At 47.0% G+C, this 18553-nt stretch carries 17 protein-coding genes; 12 read left to right on the top strand and 5 right to left on the bottom strand.

The features are described 5' to 3' along the window. Window positions 1–753: 753 nt before the first annotated feature. Complete coding sequence (locus EKO24_RS11635) at window positions 754–1140, top strand: hypothetical protein (RefSeq protein WP_127029263.1); 387 nt, start codon at window positions 754–756, stop codon at window positions 1138–1140. Between the two features lie 309 nt (window positions 1141–1449). Further along, window positions 1450–1986 (top strand): copper resistance protein NlpE, encoded by a 537-nt coding sequence (locus EKO24_RS11630; RefSeq protein WP_127029264.1) that lies wholly within the window; start codon window positions 1450–1452, stop codon window positions 1984–1986. Between the two features lie 125 nt (window positions 1987–2111). Here the strand turns inward: EKO24_RS11630 and EKO24_RS11625 are convergent, their stop codons facing one another. After that, window positions 2112–2702, bottom strand: coding sequence for a hypothetical protein (locus EKO24_RS11625; protein WP_127029265.1), 591 nt, complete (start codon window positions 2700–2702; stop codon window positions 2112–2114). 399 nt (window positions 2703–3101) lie between these two features. Here EKO24_RS11625 and EKO24_RS11620 point away from each other — a divergent pair, with 399 nt between their 5' ends. From EKO24_RS11620 to EKO24_RS11600, 5 genes are all read left to right on the top strand, one after another. Next, entirely contained in the window at window positions 3102–3878 is a 777-nt protein-coding gene (locus tag EKO24_RS11620; RefSeq protein ID WP_127029266.1) for an EcsC family protein, read from the top strand. A 46-nt stretch (window positions 3879–3924) separates the two neighbouring features. Then, window positions 3925–4884 (top strand): GNAT family N-acetyltransferase, encoded by a 960-nt coding sequence (locus EKO24_RS23200; protein WP_127029267.1) that lies wholly within the window; start codon window positions 3925–3927, stop codon window positions 4882–4884. A gap of 864 nt (window positions 4885–5748) precedes the next feature. Beyond that, entirely contained in the window at window positions 5749–6093 is a 345-nt protein-coding gene (locus EKO24_RS11610; protein ID WP_127029268.1) for a hypothetical protein, read from the top strand. 396 nt (window positions 6094–6489) lie between these two features. Further along, window positions 6490–6966 (top strand): YsnF/AvaK domain-containing protein, encoded by a 477-nt coding sequence (locus EKO24_RS11605; protein WP_127029269.1) that lies wholly within the window; start codon window positions 6490–6492, stop codon window positions 6964–6966. Between the two features lie 53 nt (window positions 6967–7019). After that, window positions 7020–7754, top strand: a complete 735-nt coding sequence (locus tag EKO24_RS11600; RefSeq protein ID WP_127029270.1) for a YsnF/AvaK domain-containing protein — start codon at window positions 7020–7022, stop codon at window positions 7752–7754. A gap of 244 nt (window positions 7755–7998) precedes the next feature. Here EKO24_RS11600 and EKO24_RS11595 read toward each other — a convergent pair whose 3' ends face one another. Beyond that, on the bottom strand, window positions 7999–8424 hold the full coding sequence (locus EKO24_RS11595) for a hypothetical protein (RefSeq protein WP_127029271.1): 426 nt from the start codon (window positions 8422–8424) through the stop codon (window positions 7999–8001). 123 nt (window positions 8425–8547) lie between these two features. Here EKO24_RS11595 and EKO24_RS11590 point away from each other — a divergent pair, with 123 nt between their 5' ends. The 5 genes from EKO24_RS11590 (at window position 8548) to EKO24_RS11570 (ending at window position 15299) form a co-directional block, all read left to right on the top strand. Continuing rightward, window positions 8548–9153 carry a DUF421 domain-containing protein gene (locus EKO24_RS11590; protein WP_206667262.1) on the top strand — a complete coding sequence of 202 codons (606 nt, stop codon included), beginning with the start codon at window positions 8548–8550 and terminating at the stop codon, window positions 9151–9153. A gap of 434 nt (window positions 9154–9587) precedes the next feature. Continuing rightward, the gene (locus EKO24_RS23195) at window positions 9588–10181 is read left to right on the top strand and encodes an EF-hand domain-containing protein (RefSeq protein WP_241674484.1); all 594 of its coding nucleotides are present in this window, start codon (window positions 9588–9590) and stop codon (window positions 10179–10181) included. Window positions 10182–10432: 251 nt separating this feature from the next. Continuing rightward, a complete protein-coding gene (locus tag EKO24_RS11580; RefSeq protein WP_127029273.1) occupies window positions 10433–12229 on the top strand; it encodes a GGDEF domain-containing protein in 1797 nt (598 codons plus the stop codon). Between the two features lie 71 nt (window positions 12230–12300). Further along, window positions 12301–14688, top strand: a complete 2388-nt coding sequence (locus tag EKO24_RS11575; RefSeq protein WP_127029274.1) for a methyl-accepting chemotaxis protein — start codon at window positions 12301–12303, stop codon at window positions 14686–14688. Window positions 14689–14780: 92 nt separating this feature from the next. Continuing rightward, window positions 14781–15299, top strand: a complete 519-nt coding sequence (locus tag EKO24_RS11570) for a hypothetical protein (protein ID WP_127029275.1) — start codon at window positions 14781–14783, stop codon at window positions 15297–15299. A gap of 121 nt (window positions 15300–15420) precedes the next feature. Here the strand turns inward: EKO24_RS11570 and EKO24_RS11565 are convergent, their stop codons facing one another. The 3 genes from EKO24_RS11565 to EKO24_RS11555 all read right to left on the bottom strand — a co-directional run bounded on the left by EKO24_RS11565 (window position 15421) and on the right by EKO24_RS11555 (window position 18517). Beyond that, complete coding sequence (locus EKO24_RS11565) at window positions 15421–16065, bottom strand: response regulator (RefSeq protein WP_127029276.1); 645 nt, start codon at window positions 16063–16065, stop codon at window positions 15421–15423. Beyond that, entirely contained in the window at window positions 16062–17399 is a 1338-nt protein-coding gene (locus EKO24_RS11560) for a histidine kinase (protein WP_127029277.1), read from the bottom strand. The genes EKO24_RS11565 and EKO24_RS11560 overlap by 4 nt, the downstream gene beginning before the upstream one ends. A gap of 161 nt (window positions 17400–17560) precedes the next feature. Continuing rightward, on the bottom strand, window positions 17561–18517 hold the full coding sequence (locus EKO24_RS11555; protein WP_127029278.1) for an ABC transporter substrate-binding protein: 957 nt from the start codon (window positions 18515–18517) through the stop codon (window positions 17561–17563). Window positions 18518–18553: the final 36 nt, after the last annotated feature.

Genomic DNA, 18553 nt, shown 5'->3' with positions numbered 1-18553 from the left:
TATTTTTCTTATCACGGGCGGGCCTTCCGTTGCCTAGGGTTAGTTCATGCCTCATATTCTATACCGGCTGTCAATGCGTAAGTTCTAAAAATAACATCCGTAGTTTCTGATTATTACGCTACTGCCAATCAGAATCGTCCAAATAATGATCTTGTTCTGAGAACTAAACTTCGTAAGACTGTCCAAGCAAAGCTCCAACCTTATTTGGATGGAAAATTAATAGATTCGTTTACGGTTATTTGCGATGAAAGCAATAATAATACCCGCGATATAAAGCAACCTGTAAAGTTGGACGTTATCGTTAGAATCTCCAAATCTTCGCCGCAGCATATCATTTCATTGCCTGCCAGAAAAACGGATCAGCGGGACCGAATCACAGCGGGAAAACGCAGTTCGTTATGGCAAAAATCAACAGTTGGCGCGGAAGTATTATGGGGTAAATTATTCGGCAAGTAGTCTGGATGGCGCGTAGCTGAACCTTGGGCTTCGGGCTCTTTTTTATGCCTCATTTAATGTTGTAACGCAAATTCGCGCAGCCCCGTCCATGTCCGCAAGGCATATCCTCGTCTGGAAAAGTCCAGGCGGGGATTTTTTATGTCCAATGATAGTGTCTTACTGCTTCTATAATCCAGATTTCATAAGGCTATGTGCGGAGCCGTACGGACTGCCCGGAGCGGGAAGATTTATATAGACAGTGTCAGGTCGTACTAAGCAATCGTTTTTGTTGAAACCCGTTCTTAGAGGAGTTCTAACATGCGTAAATTACTTGCGGGATGTATTCTAATTATGGCTTTACCCATGGCGGTCAATGCCCAAGGGCCGGGCGATGTTCAGCGTTCGCCTGCTGAAGCCGCAGCCCCCGGCTCCAACCCTGGAGATATTTCGCAGAGTAGGGCCACTGGCTCTGCCGACGAACAAAACGAAGCTTTTAATGTCTGTTTGCGCGCCACTCAACGTTTCGAGCAACGGGAAGCGACTAAAGGAAGTAAGCAACCGGCGGAAGCGTCTATAACGGCTTCGTGTAAAAAGGAGCTGAAACCGTTAGCGTATTGGCAGTGTATGGATAAGGAATCGATGCAGGATGTGGATTTTAATACGGCCCATTGGCGTTGTGGAAAACAAACTAACATCTTGCAATGATGCTATAAGACTGATCCGCGGCATTCGATCAACGGGAGAAATCGGGAGACGCAGTCATCCACTTAGCCCGGCATTGCGATCAACCGGGGCGGGGTTATAATGGTTTTTCAATTTTCCATGGCGCATCCGGTTGGCGTTCTGTTGATGGGAGTTGAATAGACGTTAAGAAGTCAGGTTTTGCATTATGCATTTTCATGACTGTTAAGATTGCTCGACAAGTATTAAATATAAAGCTGAGTTGAGCAGCCTGGCTGCTCAAACGAAACTTATGCCCTATGGGTATAAATTACAGATAAAAGAGAAATTTATATGCAAGCATTAAAAAAACAATTAAAAAAGAACCTGATTTTGGTTTTTTTCGGCACTTTGCTTTCCGCTCATCAGCCTGTAATCGCAAAAACAGACTTTGAAGCTCAAGAAAAATACCTTAAGGCGCGCGTAAACAGCAGTCAGCAAAACATGGATCATTCAGCCCATACTGCTCCTATCGATAAGAGCCTGGACTTTCATGGCGTTTTTTACGGTTATCTTCCCTGCAATGATTGCAATGGGATTAAGACGACGCTGTCTTTAAAACAAAATAACAATTATCTGCTGGTGACTCAGCCGGCGAGAGAATCTTCAAGGGAGTACTATGAGAAAGGAAAGTACAGCTGGGATGATGAAAAACGTAGCGTTGTGTTAACGCCGAACAAGGAAGCAGCCGTGCACCAATATCATATTGAAGACGAAGGCACCCTGATCCAGCTTAACAGTGACGGCTCAAGGATGCCGAGCGAACTGGCGGAGCGCTATACTTTACGTAGAAGCGATATGGTTAAGTCACGCGAGGTACATATTCACTAAGAGGAATAGGCTGTAAGGCGGATTACTAATTTGAATCCGCCGTGATCGGATGCTCCAATTTTGAGTTATTGTGCTTAGGGAAATAGTGTGTCGGGTTTCAAAGCCTCTATTTCTCAAAGGAAGGCTTATAGCGGTGTCGGACTGTACAAATAATACCAATTGCCGTTTGGACTGTAATCCGTAACGTACCATACGTCGCCCACATGATAACCCTGGCCTTGGACATAGGTCGACTTGGGAAGGAGGAATGCATAGAGAAAGGAGTACTGTTCCGAGATCGATGAACCGGTGCAACTGTATCGGCTAGCCCAACCTTGGTCGCCGAATTGACCGGTGATAATACCGTAGAGAAGAGTGGCGGTCGGATGAATAGGGCGAATATCATTGATATTGGTAACCGGACCTAGCAGCCAGCCTTCTTGATGTCCCCCGGCCAGAAAGGACGAGTTGCAGGCGCCGATGCTGTTCCAGTCGGTGACGGCCCATAAGCCGGTATCATAGATGCGCAAGTTGGGGTCGTTGGCAAATGGTGAGCGAGTGGCTGTGTGATAAATGCGGATGGTTCCGGTACGTCCCGCCGGGTAAGAGTATTCAACCATGTTGAGGGTCATCAGCAGCTGGTCGGCGCCATAGCTTTTGAGCGGAGCAAGCGCGATCAGGAGCAGGGCGCTTATTGCGAGAAAGCTGTGGGGTTTAAGAAATAGAGTAATGTTCATGATTATTCCTCATATGGACGGGCGGGTTGGAATCGAAGAGGGTCGTTGGAGCGGTTGTAAGGACTGTCTTAAAAGCGATACTACTCCAGGTTAGGACCCGATGTAAAAATAAACGGCGTAGTTAAGTTGCAATGGGAAAATAACGTTGTACCGGAATTTGCTGTTAGGCAGGCGGACATGATCCGGGACTTGTTTGTTCCTGCCCGGACTTCTTCAATAGGGTATGAATATATATCCCGATAGTTCCAATTACCGGCGGTGCTGCGTTCATGGAAAACATTGCCTTAGTCGCTATAGTGATGTTTCGTGGTTTTATAAATTTTTATACAAACGAATGGCGCAACGTCTTGCCCTATTGCTACGGCTACTATTCGTTAGATTTATCAAGGAGTTCAGCTCATGCGTATTTCAGCCGAAGATGTAGAACAACTCCGAACGGCAAAGAATATTCTCGAGAATCCCGGTATTACCGCCAGGCTGACTAATTTGTTGGGCTCTCCGATTGAAAAGGGTTTTGATCTGCTTCCGGACAACTGGCGGGAGAAAGTCGGCAAGGCGACGCGAGAAGCGCTAATGGTTGCGTTGAGAGGGGCCTTGTTGACGATGGAGCCAGGCATTACAAAAGCTAATCCGCGTTGGCACAAATTTGCAGCGGCCTTGTCGGGTGGTGCAGGAGGCGTTTTCGGCCTGCCCGCGCTGATTTTCGAGTTGCCCATTTCTACAACGATTATGCTGCGTTCTATTGCCGACATTGGCCGGGCGCATGGCGAAGAATTGTCAACGGCTCAAGCTCAAATCGCATGCCTTGAGGTTTTTGCGCTCGGCGGGCCGTCTAAATACGACGACGCTTCCGAATCGGGCTATTTTGCGGCTAGGAGCGCGCTAGCTCGCGCGGTTACAGAGGCTTCGGAATATCTGGCGGAAAAAACTATACTCGAAGAAGGCGCTCCGGCACTTGTGCGGTTAATCTCGACTATTGCGGCACGGTTCCAGGTTCAAGTCTCGGAGAAAGCGGCAGCGGCGGCCGTTCCGGTAATCGGCGCTATCGGCGGCGGGGGAATTAATCTGTTGTTCATCGATCATTTTCAAGACATGAGCCGTGGTCATTTCACTGTCAGGAAACTCGAACGAAAATATGGCTCCGAGCTTGTCCGCATGACGTACGAATCGCTCTGAAAATCAATTTTTACTGTAATGATCTGACTGTAGGCTAAGAAGAACGATGCAAAAAAACAGCTACGCAATAAGAACAATGACCCGGCAAGAAGTTAACATCGCTATCGAGTGGGCTGCCGAGGAGGGATGGAATCCGGGCTTGTACGATGCGGATTGCTTCTACGCTGCCGATCCCAGCGGTTTCTTGGTCGGATTGCTTGACGATGAGCCGATTGCAACGATTTCGGTTGTGAAATACGGCAGTTCGTTCGGCTTTCTCGGCTTTTACATTGTCAAGCCCGAGTATCGCGGTAAGGGCTACGGTATGCAAATATGGAATGCCGGGCTGGCGTCGCTTGGCGGCCGTGTTATAGGGCTTGACGGCGTCGTCGCGCAGCAGGATAACTACAGAAAGTCCGGGTTTAACTTGGCCTATAGCAATGTCCGTTATCAGGGAATCGGCGGCGGTCGCTGTTCGGCCGATTCGGCCATCGTGCCGCTGTCGACGCTGGATTTCGATAATATTTGTACCTACGACCAAGCTCTCTTTCCCGACAATCGCAGAGAATTTCTACGGTGTTGGATAAACCAGCCGCAAAGCACAGCCTTAGGCATCCTGCATAAAGCTGAGTTGAGCAGCGTGTCTGCTCAAACGAAACTTATGCCCTCTGGGTATAAAGCTGAGTTGAGCAGCGTGTCTGCTCAAACCCTACTTATGCCCTCTGGGGATAACAATAAACTGGCCGGGTACGGGGTTTTACGCATCTGTCGTTTCGGATACAAGGTGGGGCCGTTGTTTGCAGACAGTCCTGAATTTGCCGAACGGCTTTTTCTGGCTTTGAAGGCTCAGGTCCCGGAAGGGGCTCCGGTTTTTCTGGATATACCGGCGGTGAATGAGGCGGCGGTTGATCTGGTGAACCGGCATAAGATGACAGTTTCGTTCGAAACCGCGCGCATGTATGCAGGACAAAGTCCTGAGTTGCCGGTAGATCGGCTGTTCGGTGTCACGACTTTTGAATTGGGGTAAGGGCAATTGGTTAAAAATTTAGCCTACTCAGCACGTAGGAAAATGGAACTCGGCAATTGCTCCAGGCAATCTTGCGGTATTTCCTCCATCCCTGGAGGTCAATGCAGCTTACGCAGGAGCAGTTGCCGAGGCGGGGCAAAAGAAAGCATCTCGTCTTCGGGTGCGAGAGCCCGGTTCAATTAATCGGTCGCGCTAGCGACTCTATTTAACTAAAGAATAAATAGTCTAACTGTCCGTCTAAATCCGTGTTCTATTGAGCATGCGCCGAGTAGTTATAAAATTTACTATTTTCAGTGAACAAAAAGAAGCCTGCGATTAAATAGCGGTTTTGCCGCTATGTCTGCGCTATAAAACTCATGGCCGATCTAAAAGCCTTTCAAGAAAGCATGATTGATATAAGCCGATAATGCCGCTTTTAGAAATAATCCCCAAAAAACTCCCGCATATTTTCCTCAATGTTGATAAAACAACAGATAAAAAAACTTCGTTGGTGCAGGTGTGTTATTCGACGCACAAAAATGATGCTCTTATTTAAGAGGAAGAAGTGGGTTTTGCGCTGGTGTTTTATTATAAGCTATTGTAATAATTATATAAAAAATGAAAATATTGGCGCTTTGTTAATTCTGGCTCAGCATTTGCTTCTAACATCACAACAGCTTCTCAAAAGAAGCTGTTGTGATTGTCATGAAATCTTAAACAGGCTGTCATATCGTTGTTATCGATACGTTTTAGTCTGTATTTGAAAAGTAAAACTCTGTTTATACCCAAAGGGCATAAGTTTCGTTTGAGCAGACAAGCTGCTCAACTCAGCTTTAAACGGAAAATTTACGCTTTTTTAATACAGCTTCTCCAGGAGAATACAAAATGAATCCAATCGCTTTTATCCACAAAGAATTCCACGCCGCATGGGATGAGGTTAACCGTCCGCTATTTTCGGAAAGCTCCGAGAATGATGAGTTTTATGACGAATTATTTAATTACTATCATGCGCTCCCAGGCAAGACGATTGATACAAGCCGCGGCGAATCGCTATTCCCGGCAATAACCGATAATGTTTATCCTGTCCGTAGACAGCATTTACACATTATTAAAGCTGAGTTGAGCAGCTTGTCTGCTCAAACGAAACTTATGCCTTTTGGGTATAAAGAGAAGTTATCTGAAATATCTGCTCCGGCCGGTTTCGATGAAAAAAATTGGAAAATTGCTTAAATCCTGAAAATCCGGATGCCCAATCAAGTCAGCATCCGGATTTTGATCTTTGGTCAACTGTCGTTTCGCGTAGTAATCCGGCGCGGATAGAGCCTTTAGCCCGAACTCCATTCGGAATCTTGCACGCCAAGTTTCGTTATCTGCCTATTCGGCATCGCCTAAACCACGGCTTTTCGTGACCGGCGGTTTACTCTTTACAGTGTCCCCCATTTCACTTTACCTCGATTTTAGAGCCTGACAAATAACGGCTCAGCAACTGGGCTTACTGTAAGGGGGTATTTTTTCTTGCGTGCATTAGCGTACATATCTTCAATGTTGCTTGTTGTAGTCTGTTTTTTAAAGAAGAAAAATTTGGAGCTTCGTAATAATTAATCTTTTAACGAACCGTTAAAGCCGGTGAATTCAGAAGACGAATTAAACCAGGAAAAGCAAGCAGCAGGGAACTCGCCGGGAGGCCGGCCTGAAAAGCACGGCGATGTCATTCCTGTGGTTGAAGAACAGCTTCACGTTGGAAAGAAAACGGGAAAGGTTGGAACTGTGCGAATTTCAAAACAGGTAAGCGAGCATGAACAAACAGTAACCATACCTTTATTTGAAGAGACGATACAGGTGGAAAGGATTGCTATTAATCAATTTGTTGATTCAGCGCCTCCAGCTCTTAGGTATGAAGGCGAGACAATGATCATTCCGGTAATCAAGGAAGTGGCTGTAGTTGAAAAGCGCCTTATGCTCGTTGAAGAATTACATATAGTTAAACGCCAAGATCAAAAGCAGGAATGCCGACAAGTAAAGTTAAAAGAAGAGGAAGTAACGGTTGAACGAGTCAACGCCGATAGGTCCGGTCTTGAACATGACCGGGCAACGAATAAGTGACGGCTGATCCATCACTTCTTAATCGTTAAGTTTTAACTTGCGAGGTAAAGATTATGAAACAGACAGTAATAGGTATGTTCGATGACGTTGCCGACGCGCAAGACGCCGTACAGCAACTTTTAGATGACGGTTTCCCGCGTGCGCATATTGATGTTTCAACCCAAAAATCCAATCAAAGTAATGAAGGCTTCAGCAACTTTTTCAGCTCTTTATTTGGAAAAGAGAAGTCAAGCTCCTACGCAGCAGCGGCTAAGCAATGCGACGCGATAGTCACCGTTCATGCCGAATCCGATGATGAGGCATGGCGCGCCGCGGAAATTCTTGATGACGCCGGGGCTTTGGATGTGGACGAGCAGGCCATGCAGTATGAGCGTGACATGCCGGAAAGGAGCGTTGCCGAAGCAGGCAGAGAGGAAACCACTATTCCGGTTATTGAAGAGCAGTTGAACGTAGGGAAAAAAGAAGTCGAGCGAGGCAGGGCGAAGCTTCGCAGCAGGATAGTTGAACGTCCCGTGGAAGAAAATCTCAGGCTTCGCGAAGAGCATGTGCATGTGGAAAGAAGACCTGTAGACCGGCCCGCAACCGAAGCGGATTTGGCAAGTTTTAAAGAAGGCGAAATAGATGTTACCGAACGCACTGAAGTTCCGGTTGTGTCTAAAGAATCACGCGTTGTTGAGGAAGTTCGGGTGGGTAAAGATGTAAAGGAACGCGAGGAGACCGTGAAAGGCACCGTCAAAAAAACTGAAGTCGATGTGGAAGAAAATGCCCCCGAAACTTCGCGCCGGTAGGGCTCGGTAAGCTTGATATAAAGCTGAGTTGAGCAGCGTGCCTGCTCAAACGAAACTTATGCCCTCTGGGTATAAAGCTGAGTTGAGCAGCGTGCCTGCTCAAACGAAACTTATGCCCTCTGGGTATAAAGCTGAGTTGAGCAGCGTGCCTGCGCAAACGATGGGTATAAAAAAAGCGGTAAATGTTTATTTACCGCTTTTTTGCTGTTTTTCAGCTTTTAATCTTACTGATTGCGGTAACGATCTAAGGGGTATCGCTAGTTTCAGGATCGGATTCCGCTTCTGCTTGCGGTTCTGGGGTTTCGGTTTCGAACAGCTCGGCGGCAAGCTCAAGCTGGGCGGACAGTTGAGGTATTTCAGGAATTTTCCAGGCTTTTCCGACAACACGAGACAGTATGTTACTCAGCCAGATCCGGTTGGATTGCGCTTGATGAACGATGAACTTGTAGGATTCCTGATCTTTAATAACGGCAAAGTCGTCCAGCCAGACTTCAATCGGTTCCGCTTCGCCAAGGAGCAAAATCTGAACGTAGGCTTTTCGCGCTTCAATATCAAAATTAAAATCTATTAATTCCGCGATATCTTTAAGGACTATATTCGCCACCCATTTAACCAGCTTGTTGGGTGTCCATTTTATTGCCATTTTTATTAAACCGGTTTTGAAACTCATGTTTAGTCTTCCTCAGTTAGGTGGTAAGTTCAGTAATTTAATTTTTATGATCGTAAGGCATCACTAAAAAAATGTTATCAAACTCTTTGGCTTAATTCTATTTTGTCGGCAAAATTCGCGGCTATGTTGTTGCATTTATCAGAATGGGGTGTTTGGGAGAGTAAAACGGGGAATCTGGCTTTGATTGCCTTAAAGAGGAGCATTTTTATGAATATCGATTTGAAAACTATTTTCTTGCCTGATACTCCTTTAATCGAAATCATACTGCGCGGATCGGTCATGTATCTTTCCTTGTTTATCCTGTTGCGCATCATTCTTAAGCGGCAGTCCGGGACGCTCGGAATGACCGATTTGCTGCTGATTACTCTTCTTGCCGATGCTTCGCAAAACGGTATGGCCGGCGATTATAAATCCCTTCCCGATGGTGTGGCGCTTGTCGCGACTATTATTTTCTGGAATTACGCACTCGATTGGTTGAGCTTTAAATCGTCATACTTTCAGCGCCTTATTGAACCTTTGCCGCTTCCTTTGATAAAGAATGGCCGGTTATTACGTACAAATATGAGAAAAGAACTGATCACTGATAACGATTTGATAGAGCAATTGCGCGAACAAGGGATTTCCGACATTTCAAGAGTGAAAGAGGCTTATATTGAAAGCGACGGAAAAATAAGCGTCATTGAAAACGAGGAAGAGCGTCATCAAAAAACGGAAAAGAAAAATAGCTGAAAAGATTTCGGCGGTAATGACAGGTTAATTCATAAACCGGTCATGTTGCCTGGCAACACTCTCGCTATTAATAATTCCCCCGGCAGTGCCGGCGGATAATCATGAACAAGTTCATATTTAAAGCACTGTGCGATAGCGCACCGATTTAAAACCTCCGCGCACTCTATTATTAATTTGGCATAAATCCGTTATTTCCGTATTTCTGCTGAAGCAGGATCCTGTGAACAGGATATCGATAATGGTGCGCCGTTACCAATATCCGCAAGTTGTGGATATGCATTAACCGTTACTTCAAATAAGCAGGCAGCCAAGTATTAGCGTTGAGATTATTTTTTACGATAAAACCGATCCACTTGAAGCTGAGTTGGGCAGCTTGTCTGCTCAAACCCTGCTTATGCCCTTTGGGCATAACTATTCAATACGAGGAAACCATTATGAAAATCAAAAAAATCATATATGAAATACCTGGCGCTATGAGTATTAGCGAGCTAGATCCGGCGTCTTTGCATTCTCTTAAAATCTTTAGTTTGCCGATATGGTTGATTGCGATAAGTATTTGTTTAAGTTTTACTGCCAAGCCTGTAAGGGCCGGAACTGAAGATATGCATCAGTATTTTCGGTATATTCCTTACGAAGGCCCAAAAAGCACGACCGGAACCGACGGTCAGCGTCCTAAACAAGCTCCGGGCGCAAATGAGACCGAAGCAAAAAAGGCTCAGACCGGAGAACAAGCCTCAGGTACGGGCCAAAAAACGGAAGGCGCTAATCAAGCCACAGAGGTGAGCGGCCAAAAATCTCCGGTAAATAAACCCGAAAGGGATACCGGGGAATTTCCTTCAGGAAAAATCCCTTCTTTTTCTCAAGTCGATATCAATGGCGATCACTACGTTACTAAAGATGAACTAAAAAACTTCCCTGAATTGCTGCGGGTTTTTGACAAGGTGGATGCCGGGAAAGACGGCAGACTGGAGCAACATGAATTCCAAAATCTGGAAATGGAAACCGAACGCGAAGGGGAAATTCCATAACAGGATTATCCGAAGCGTATTTATAGGCTCAGGTTAGAAAGTGCGCGGATTATGGGACGCAAGTTAACTCGCGTCCCATGAAATACGGTGAAGAGATTGACGGTTAATTATCAATAAGCGGCCGGGAGCGGATGTTACAAAATTGGGCTTGGGAGTCCCGGTTGTCACATTACGGTAATAAACTTGTCACATTGACGTAACAACATTGTCATATTCTGGTTCGAAATACATACCGGTAATCGAATTATTACATGTCAATTTTATACACCGAACTAACTAAGATTCTGAATGGCAAGCAGTTGACGCCACATTTTCAGCCTATTGTTTCTTTATATAAAAAGGAAATCATGGGTTATGAAGCCTTAATCCGGGGGCCTTCCGATAGTCCGCTGCACAGCCCGTTTAACTTGTTCGATACGGCCGAACGTTTTGATTTAAGTACGAAACTCGAATATATCTGCCGGGAAATCACAATAAAGCACTACGCGAGCTTGAACGTTAAAGAAAAATTGTTCATTAACGTAAGCCCTTCCGTGCTGCTTCAACCGGATTTCAAAAAGGGAGAAACGCTTAAACTTTTGGATCAATTCGGCGTTGACCCTCGTTCCGTCGTTATCGAGTTAACAGAACACCAGCCCACCGATGATTTTCAATTGATGCGCGAAGCGATCATCCACTATCGAAAGATGGGTTTCGAAATCGCAATTGACGATTTAGGCGCCGGCTACTCAGGCTTGAGACTATGGTCGGAATTGCAGCCTGAATACGTAAAAATAGACATGCATTTTATACAGGGCATCCATAACGATCCAATCAAACTTAACTTCGTCAGATCCATTCAAAATATTGCAAGCTCTCTTGATTGCAATGTTATTGCTGAAGGCATAGAAACAGAGGATGAGTTTAAAGTCGTTGAGCAACTGGGCATTACCCATGCGCAAGGTTATTATTTTGCCCGGCCAACGGCAGTGCCGCTGGAAAAAATCGATAAGTCGCTATTTGTGGCCAGCACGCAACCTAATCAGTTTAACGCGGTAAAAGCCGGCCATATCGCTAAATTTATAGCGCCGGTTTCAGCAGAAACCCCGATCGGCGATGTGATGAGTTTATTTCATGGCAACGGCGATTTAACGATCCTGCCTTTGGTTGATAATAATGTCGCTTCAGGGATTATTTTTCGCGACCATTTTCTATTTAAGCTGTTTTCAAGCCGTTACGGTATTGAGTTATATGGAAAGAAACCGATCAAAACCTTCATAGAAAAAGCGCCGCTCAGTTTCGACCAAAATACAGCAATAGAATTGGTCAGTAAGCAACTGACGTCGACCATGCGTAATGACCAGGCTTTTATTATTACCAATGATGGCGAATATGCGGGTATTGGAACAATACTGAAATTGCTTGAAGAAATTACCCGCCAGCAGATTCACAACGCCAAGCACGCTAATCCTCTTACTTTATTGCCCGGTAGCGTGCCCATTAACGACCAGATCGACCAATTGTTGGCGGCCAAAGTGCCTTTCAGTTTCGGTTATTTCGATCTGGATCATTTCAAACCGTTTAACGATGTTTACGGCTACAGTGCCGGCGATGACATTATAAAAGCCGTCGCCAATATCCTGATGCAACACATTCCCGCGGAGAGCGGCCTGGTCGGGCATATTGGGGGGGACGACTTTATCGTGATTTTTTCCGGCAGCGACTGGTTGAAATGCTGCGAAAATGTTTTGAGCGACTTTAAAAAAACCGTTCCAAATTATTACAAAGATGAAGACGTAAGGTCCGGCGGCATTCATACCGAAAACAGGGCCGGAGAAAAATGTTTTTTCCCTTTGATCAGTCTGTCGGTTGGCTTGGTCGATGCGATTTCAACCGGTCAATGTCACTCGCATGTCGATATAGCCGATTTAGCGTCCGAAGCAAAAAAACAGGCTAAAAAGATTGAGGGAAACAGTTTCTTTATTAATCAGCGAGTCGTTGTAAAAAGCCAGGATAATCTTTGGCCGTTTACGTATAGACCGGTTGTGAAGCTGCATGCTGTTAATTAAGCCTCTAAAAGGGCGTCAGCTTGATAATAAAAGCGCGGTAACTAGGGAAATAGCTTCTAAAGGTTTTTAAAATGTTCGGTTATATCAGTTTCAAAGTACGTATATTGTTCGGTTTTCTTGCCATTATCGGTTTGATGATAGGCATTGTCGCCGTGGTTTTGTTTAATTTTTCGCATACCCAGCGCGATGTAGCTAAAGTAGACGATACCTTCCTGCCTAATGCGCTGTTAGCGGAGCGGATGGCGATTTATACGATACAGGTACAGCAACTGCTTACCCAGGTAGCGCTCAACCAAGACCCCGATAGTTATCAGGATGCGGACAGGGCCGTTGAAGATTTTAAACTGGGCGTCGCGCAGTTTCGTGAGAATTTAACGAAAGAAAACTCAGCGCAAACACAGGCAGGGCCGCCAGCCGTTAAGGGGAGGGATGCGGTTGTGACGAATAACGTTACTGCGCCTTCCGCAAGACTGAAAGAGTTGGATGCGCTTGAAGCGGGTTTTGACTGGTATTACAGCGAAGGCAAGCGTATGACCAAGATTTATGCCGACGAGGGCGTGGATGCCGGTAATCTTGTCATGAAAGATTTTAATAAGTTGGCGAAAAACCTGCGTACGCAGTTGAATAGAATTAAAAACCAGGAAGTCAACGACGCAAAAAATAACGCACATGCGATCACGCAATCGACCGAATACGCATCCAAAGTCATGCTGTCCATCTCATTGGCTGCGATCGGATTAGGATTAGGCATTGCCTTTTACTTAACGCGGTATTTAAGCAGGCAATTAGGTATCGATCCTTACTTTGCCAAAGGCATTGCAATGGCAATTGCCGAGGGTAATTTAACCCAAGATATTCAAGTGGATGAAAAAGACGGCAGCAGCTTGCTCTATGCGATGAAACATATGCAGCAACAATTGCTTGAGCGGATAACGGCTGAGCGTAAAGCCGCCGATGAAACTCTGCGCGTAAAAATTGCGCTGGACAATGTCAGCACCGGCGTGATGATTGCCGATAACGACCGCAACATCATTTACGCAAACCAGGAAGTGATGAATATACTCGAAAAGGCCGGAGCGGAAAGCAGCCGGCAATTGCCGAAATTTTCGATGGCCACGTTGCTTGGCGCCAACATGGATGATTTTCACGAAAATCCTTCGCATCAGGCAAAAATGATCGCCTCGTTAACAGGGAATTACGAAGCTTCTATGATGATAGGCGACCGTTCGATGATTGTTGTTGCCAGCCCGGTTATCGACAAACAAGGCCAAAGAGTAGGAACGGTTGCCGAATGGCGCGACCGTACCGACGAAGTAAGCGCCGAGAGCGAGGTCGCTGCGATTGTTGAAGCCGCGGCTATGGGGAACTTCAGCATGCGTTTTGATTTGGAAGGCAAGGAAGGGTTCTTGCGGCATTTGGGGGGCGATATCAATCAATTGATACAAACCAGCGAAGCCGGCCTCAATGAGGTTGCAAGGGTACTCAACGCATTGTCCCGCGGCGACCTGACCGAAACCATCTCTAACGATTATTTAGGCACTTTCGGGCAACTTAAAGACGATGCCAATACAACGGTAGAAAAGCTTAAAGCGATTATCGGGCAGATCAAGGATGCGACAGACGGCATAAATACAGGAACTAAAGAAATCGTTTCAGGCAATAACGACTTGTCGAATCGCACGGAGCAGCAAGCCGCCAGCCTGGAGCAAACCGCCGCCAGTATGGAAGAGCTGACCTCCGCGGTTCAACATAATGCCCAAAACGCCGAACAGGCCAACCAGCTTGCAGTTAATGCTTCCGATATAGCCGGTAAAGGCGTTGAGGTGGTCGGCCAAGTGGTGGCGACCATGAACGACATCAACGAATCTTCACGTAAAATCGGCGACATTATCTCTGTAATTGACGAGATTGCTTTTCAAACCAACATTCTTGCGCTGAATGCCGCGGTAGAAGCCGCGCGCGCCGGCGATCAGGGCAGGGGCTTTGCCGTCGTTGCTACGGAAGTGCGCAATCTTGCCCAGCGCGCCGCGACGGCTGCCGGAGAAATCAAAGAGCTGATTGGCGATTCGGTAGAAAAGGTCGAGGGCGGGACTAAATTAGTGGCCCAAGCGGGGCGAACCATGGAAGAAATTGTAAGTTCCATTCGTGGCGTCACCCATATAATGGCCGAAATTACCGCCGCCTCTTCCGAGCAAAGTTCAGGTATAGAGCAAGTCAATCAAGCCATCGCGCAAATGGATGAAGTCACTCAACAAAATGCGGCTTTGGTCGAGCAAGCCGCGGCAGCAGCGGAATCGCTGGAAGAGCAGGCGCAAAATCTGGCCGTGACGGTCAGCGGTTTTAAAGTGGATGACGATCCAGGCCATGTTTACCGTCTGATGCCCCGTTCGGCAATACCCGCAATAAAATATAAAAGCCCATCGTTAACGATAGATACCGACGGCTGGGAAGAATTTTAACGAAACCGGCATTTGCACTGTCCGAGGATAGCTTGAGCGCCATAATCCAGTATACTTAGCACTATCAATACCATGAATTATTGGGAGGTGTTATGAGGCGCGCAATTTTAGTTACGGTAATGCTGGTTTCGGGCGGGCTTGCCGTCACCGGGTGTCAGCAACAGCAAAAAACGGAGAAATCGGCTCAAGTCGCGGTAAAAAAATATGCCCGCGCGACTACGTTAGAAGGCAGGGTCAATAATGACAAGGGCCCGGTTAAAGCCGGCAGGGTGGAGGCGATCGATGAAGGCGGCCGTTTAATTGCCCATGTTGCTGTCGATAATGGGCATTACAGCGTAGATATTCCAGCGGACACGGTTTTGCCGATTCTGTTGACGTTTTCTTTCGGGCCGGAAGAGAAATTAATCGCGGCAGTCGTTCATGACACGATTACCCAATATGACATTAATCCATCGTCGACGGCGATAGCGAAAGCCGCAAAAGCGATGGGCGGCTACACCCATGCCAATATGACTCGCGCGGCGGCAGATACTGTACATACTCCCGACGCGAACAAGACAACGACCGGATGGCGCGGCGACCCGACTACGCAATACGGCGGTTGGCATTGATTTTCAGGGCAGCTACACCCCCTTTGAAATGGGGTGTAGGTGATTGATGGCAAAGAATGCGCGAATACATTCCTGTCGCTCTCAGCAAATTTTGATTGAGGTAGAAACTTTTCAGGATCGTTCAATTCCTCATAATTCCCAGAATGATTGCAATATGCGCCAACTCGGCAACCGATGAGACTTTAAATTTGCTTCTTATTTGCGTGCCGTAATTGGCGACGGTTTTATAGCCCAGACAAAGTTCCTCGGCAATTTTATGGGCGGTCAAGCCTTTTGCCAGTAACAGGAATACATCGAATTCCCTGGGGGAGAGGGTGTCGACAATGGTTCGATAATCGGCCTCGCTATTTTGCGTTGGCATATTTTTCATCAAGCCCTGTTCTATATAAATTTCGCCTGCAGCTATTTTTTGTATTGCCGTGACGAGAATGTTGGGAGCGCTGTTTTTAGTGATATAGCCTCTTGCTCCGGCATTCATCGCTCTATCGACATAAACCATTTCATCGTGAACGCTAAATACCAGTATCTTGGCATTACCGTCGCGATTGCAAATGCGCCGAATACTTTCCAGGCCGCCAATGCCGGGCATGGATAAGTCCAGCACTATCACGTCGGGTTGCCGTTCCAGATACAGCTGGCAAGCCGCCTCGCCGCGTTCGGCTTCGGCAATGACGTCAATATCGGCTTCGGTCGATAACAGCATCCTGAAACCTGCGCGCACCACGGCATGGTCGTCTACTAGAATGACTTTTATCTTATCTTTCATGGTAGCGGAATAGTTGCAACGATATTCATGCCCTGATGCGGTTGGCTCTCTATGACGAGCTCGCCGCCCAGGCTGTTGATCCTTTCTCGCATGCCCAATAAACCGAAACCGGTTTTAATTTTATCGGCGGCGCAACCTTGGCCGTTGTCAGTGACTTGTAGCCGTAGCGTTTTCCCGGTTTCGCTTAAGCATTCGATTTTCAGGCTGATGGCGGCTTGGCTGGCCTGGGCATGGCGAACAATGTTGGTCAAGCATTCTTGTGCGACCCTGAATATTTGAATAGTGATTTTTTGCTCCAGGTTATCGACTTCGTCAGGGCAGGCGAGGGTGAGTTTCAAATCGGGGTTTCTAGTCGACCAGTGATTCAGCAGGTCTTCCATCGTGGCTTTCAGGCCCAGCTCGGTTAATATCAAGGGATGCAGTTGATGCATCATTGAGCGCACCACGGTCATTAAATGGTCGCAGATAGTAATAATGGCGTCGGTCGCTTGTTTGATGTCGGTTCTCGCACCGGTTTGCGAGCGCTCGGCAGTCACGGCCATGACTTTAATGGCAGTCAGGGATTGCCCCAGTTCATCGTGCAACTCCTGCGACAGTCGTTGCCGCTCATCTTCCTGTATCGCCAGCGTATGCTGGGTTAATGCCCGGTTTTCCTGGCGGCTTTTATCCAGCTCGTCGGTCATGTGATTGATCGCTTTGGCGATGCTGTCGTATTCCTGGATCGAGAAATCGGGCAGTTTTTGCCGATACTGTCCGGTTTCAATGATTTTCAGTGCGTCAACAATGACCGCAATGGATTTTAGCGCTTTGTTAAACGCCAAATTGACAGCCAAAAAGGTAAACAGCGTCAATAGAAATATCGAACTGAAAAAGGCGACGCTTTCCTTCCAGACTTCGGTAATTTCATCCAAGGGGTTGGCCTGGATTATCAAGGTGACTTGTTCGCCGCTAGAACCGGTAATTGGATGCTCAACCTTAGGGTAATGAACTGTAACCAGATTGATAAACCATTGCGGCGGCTTTTCGTCAGTATCGGTTTGCTGGTTTTTGTGGGGAAAGCTGATGATTTGCCCGGAAGGCTCTTTCAGTTGAATACTTAAATGCCGGGTTTGATTCAGCGAATTCAGCTTCGGCAGCCAGTCGGTCTCATGAAACGGCGTTTTCGACGCTTGCGAGAAGCCGAACGTTATCAACTGCACCGCTAGGCTGATCGACGAATCGACCTCTTCGCTGACCGCGTCGCGCGCCTGCCAGATGGCTATCGAGCCGCCCAATACCAGAATGCACAAGGAAGAGATCAAGATTCGCAGGTTGATTTGGTAGCGCAGGCTCATGGATTTTAAATTCGGATTACTGCAACATCGGGTTGATGGTATGCAAAACCCCGCCATTATTCATCTATGGAGATTTAATCGCTATAGGAAAAATTCTTTTTTACGATGCCGGTATTTTCGATTAAAAATGACTTGTAAAAAATACCGGCGCGAATACCCGGTTAGCGGAAGAAAGTACCCGGTTGCAGCTGTTCCGATTTGCCTGTCAGCGCCTGTTTGCTCTGCTTATGCAACAGCAAATAAACTTTTCCCGCCGCTTGTTGTTCGGCTTCTCCCCAATGTTCGATGTTACCGGCGCAATAGTTTTGGCGCAGGTGTTTCCGGGTTGCTTCGCCGTTTATTTTGGTTAACGGGATGATTCTTTGCCATGCGGTATCGGAACTGCATAGCGTTTGTTTGGCTTGTTTGCCGGCGTCTAAAAATTGCTTGAGCGCTTGTTCATGCCGGTCCGCCCAACTTTGTTTAAATACGTAACCGATATTGGCGACCGGTTCGGAAATTCCCAAATCGTGTAAAATACCGCGGCCGTCGATCAGCGTCCGATAGCCTTCGGCTTCAAGCCGGGCGGCAAAATGCCAATAATTAAGCACCGCATCGATCCGGCCTTGCTTAAGCTGTTCGTTAAGCAGCGGCGGCGCGGCAAATACTTTTTCCACCGACGCATCGAGATCCATATCCCACTGCTGTTTCGCCAGGGTTTGCAGCAGCAGCCAGTTTTTATCCAGCTCGCCGCCGGCAATGCCCAGGCGTTTGCCTTTAAGATCCTGTAAGGAATGAATGCCGCTATTGCTCGGCACTACCAAAGCCCCTGAAATATCCGAATAAGGATAAAAGGTAAAATCGGCTCCTTGCTCGCGCAAGCCGGATACCCAGATCCAGTCGGAAACGATGATGTCGACCGCCCCGGATTGCAACGCGATCTTACCGGCTTCGGCATTGGCGACATGCCGAATGTCCAGCTGAAAATCCGCCTGTCCGGCTTTCAATGCATCTTGCAATGCCGGCAATTCCCACTCCACTGTGCCGCCCGACTGAACGCCGATGCGAATAAAGGTTTTTTCCGCCGCAAAGCTGCCGGTAGACAGCAATAGGCTTAACAGAAAGATTTTAAATTTCATGAAGATAATCCAGATAAAACAAAATAAAAAATAAGA

The sequence above is a fragment of the Candidatus Methylobacter oryzae genome, from assembly GCF_003994235.2.
Classification (GTDB): Bacteria; Pseudomonadota; Gammaproteobacteria; order Methylococcales; family Methylomonadaceae; genus Methylobacter_A; species Methylobacter_A oryzae.
Note: the sequence above shows the minus strand (reverse complement) of the source record. Positions and strands in the feature narration are given on the sequence as shown.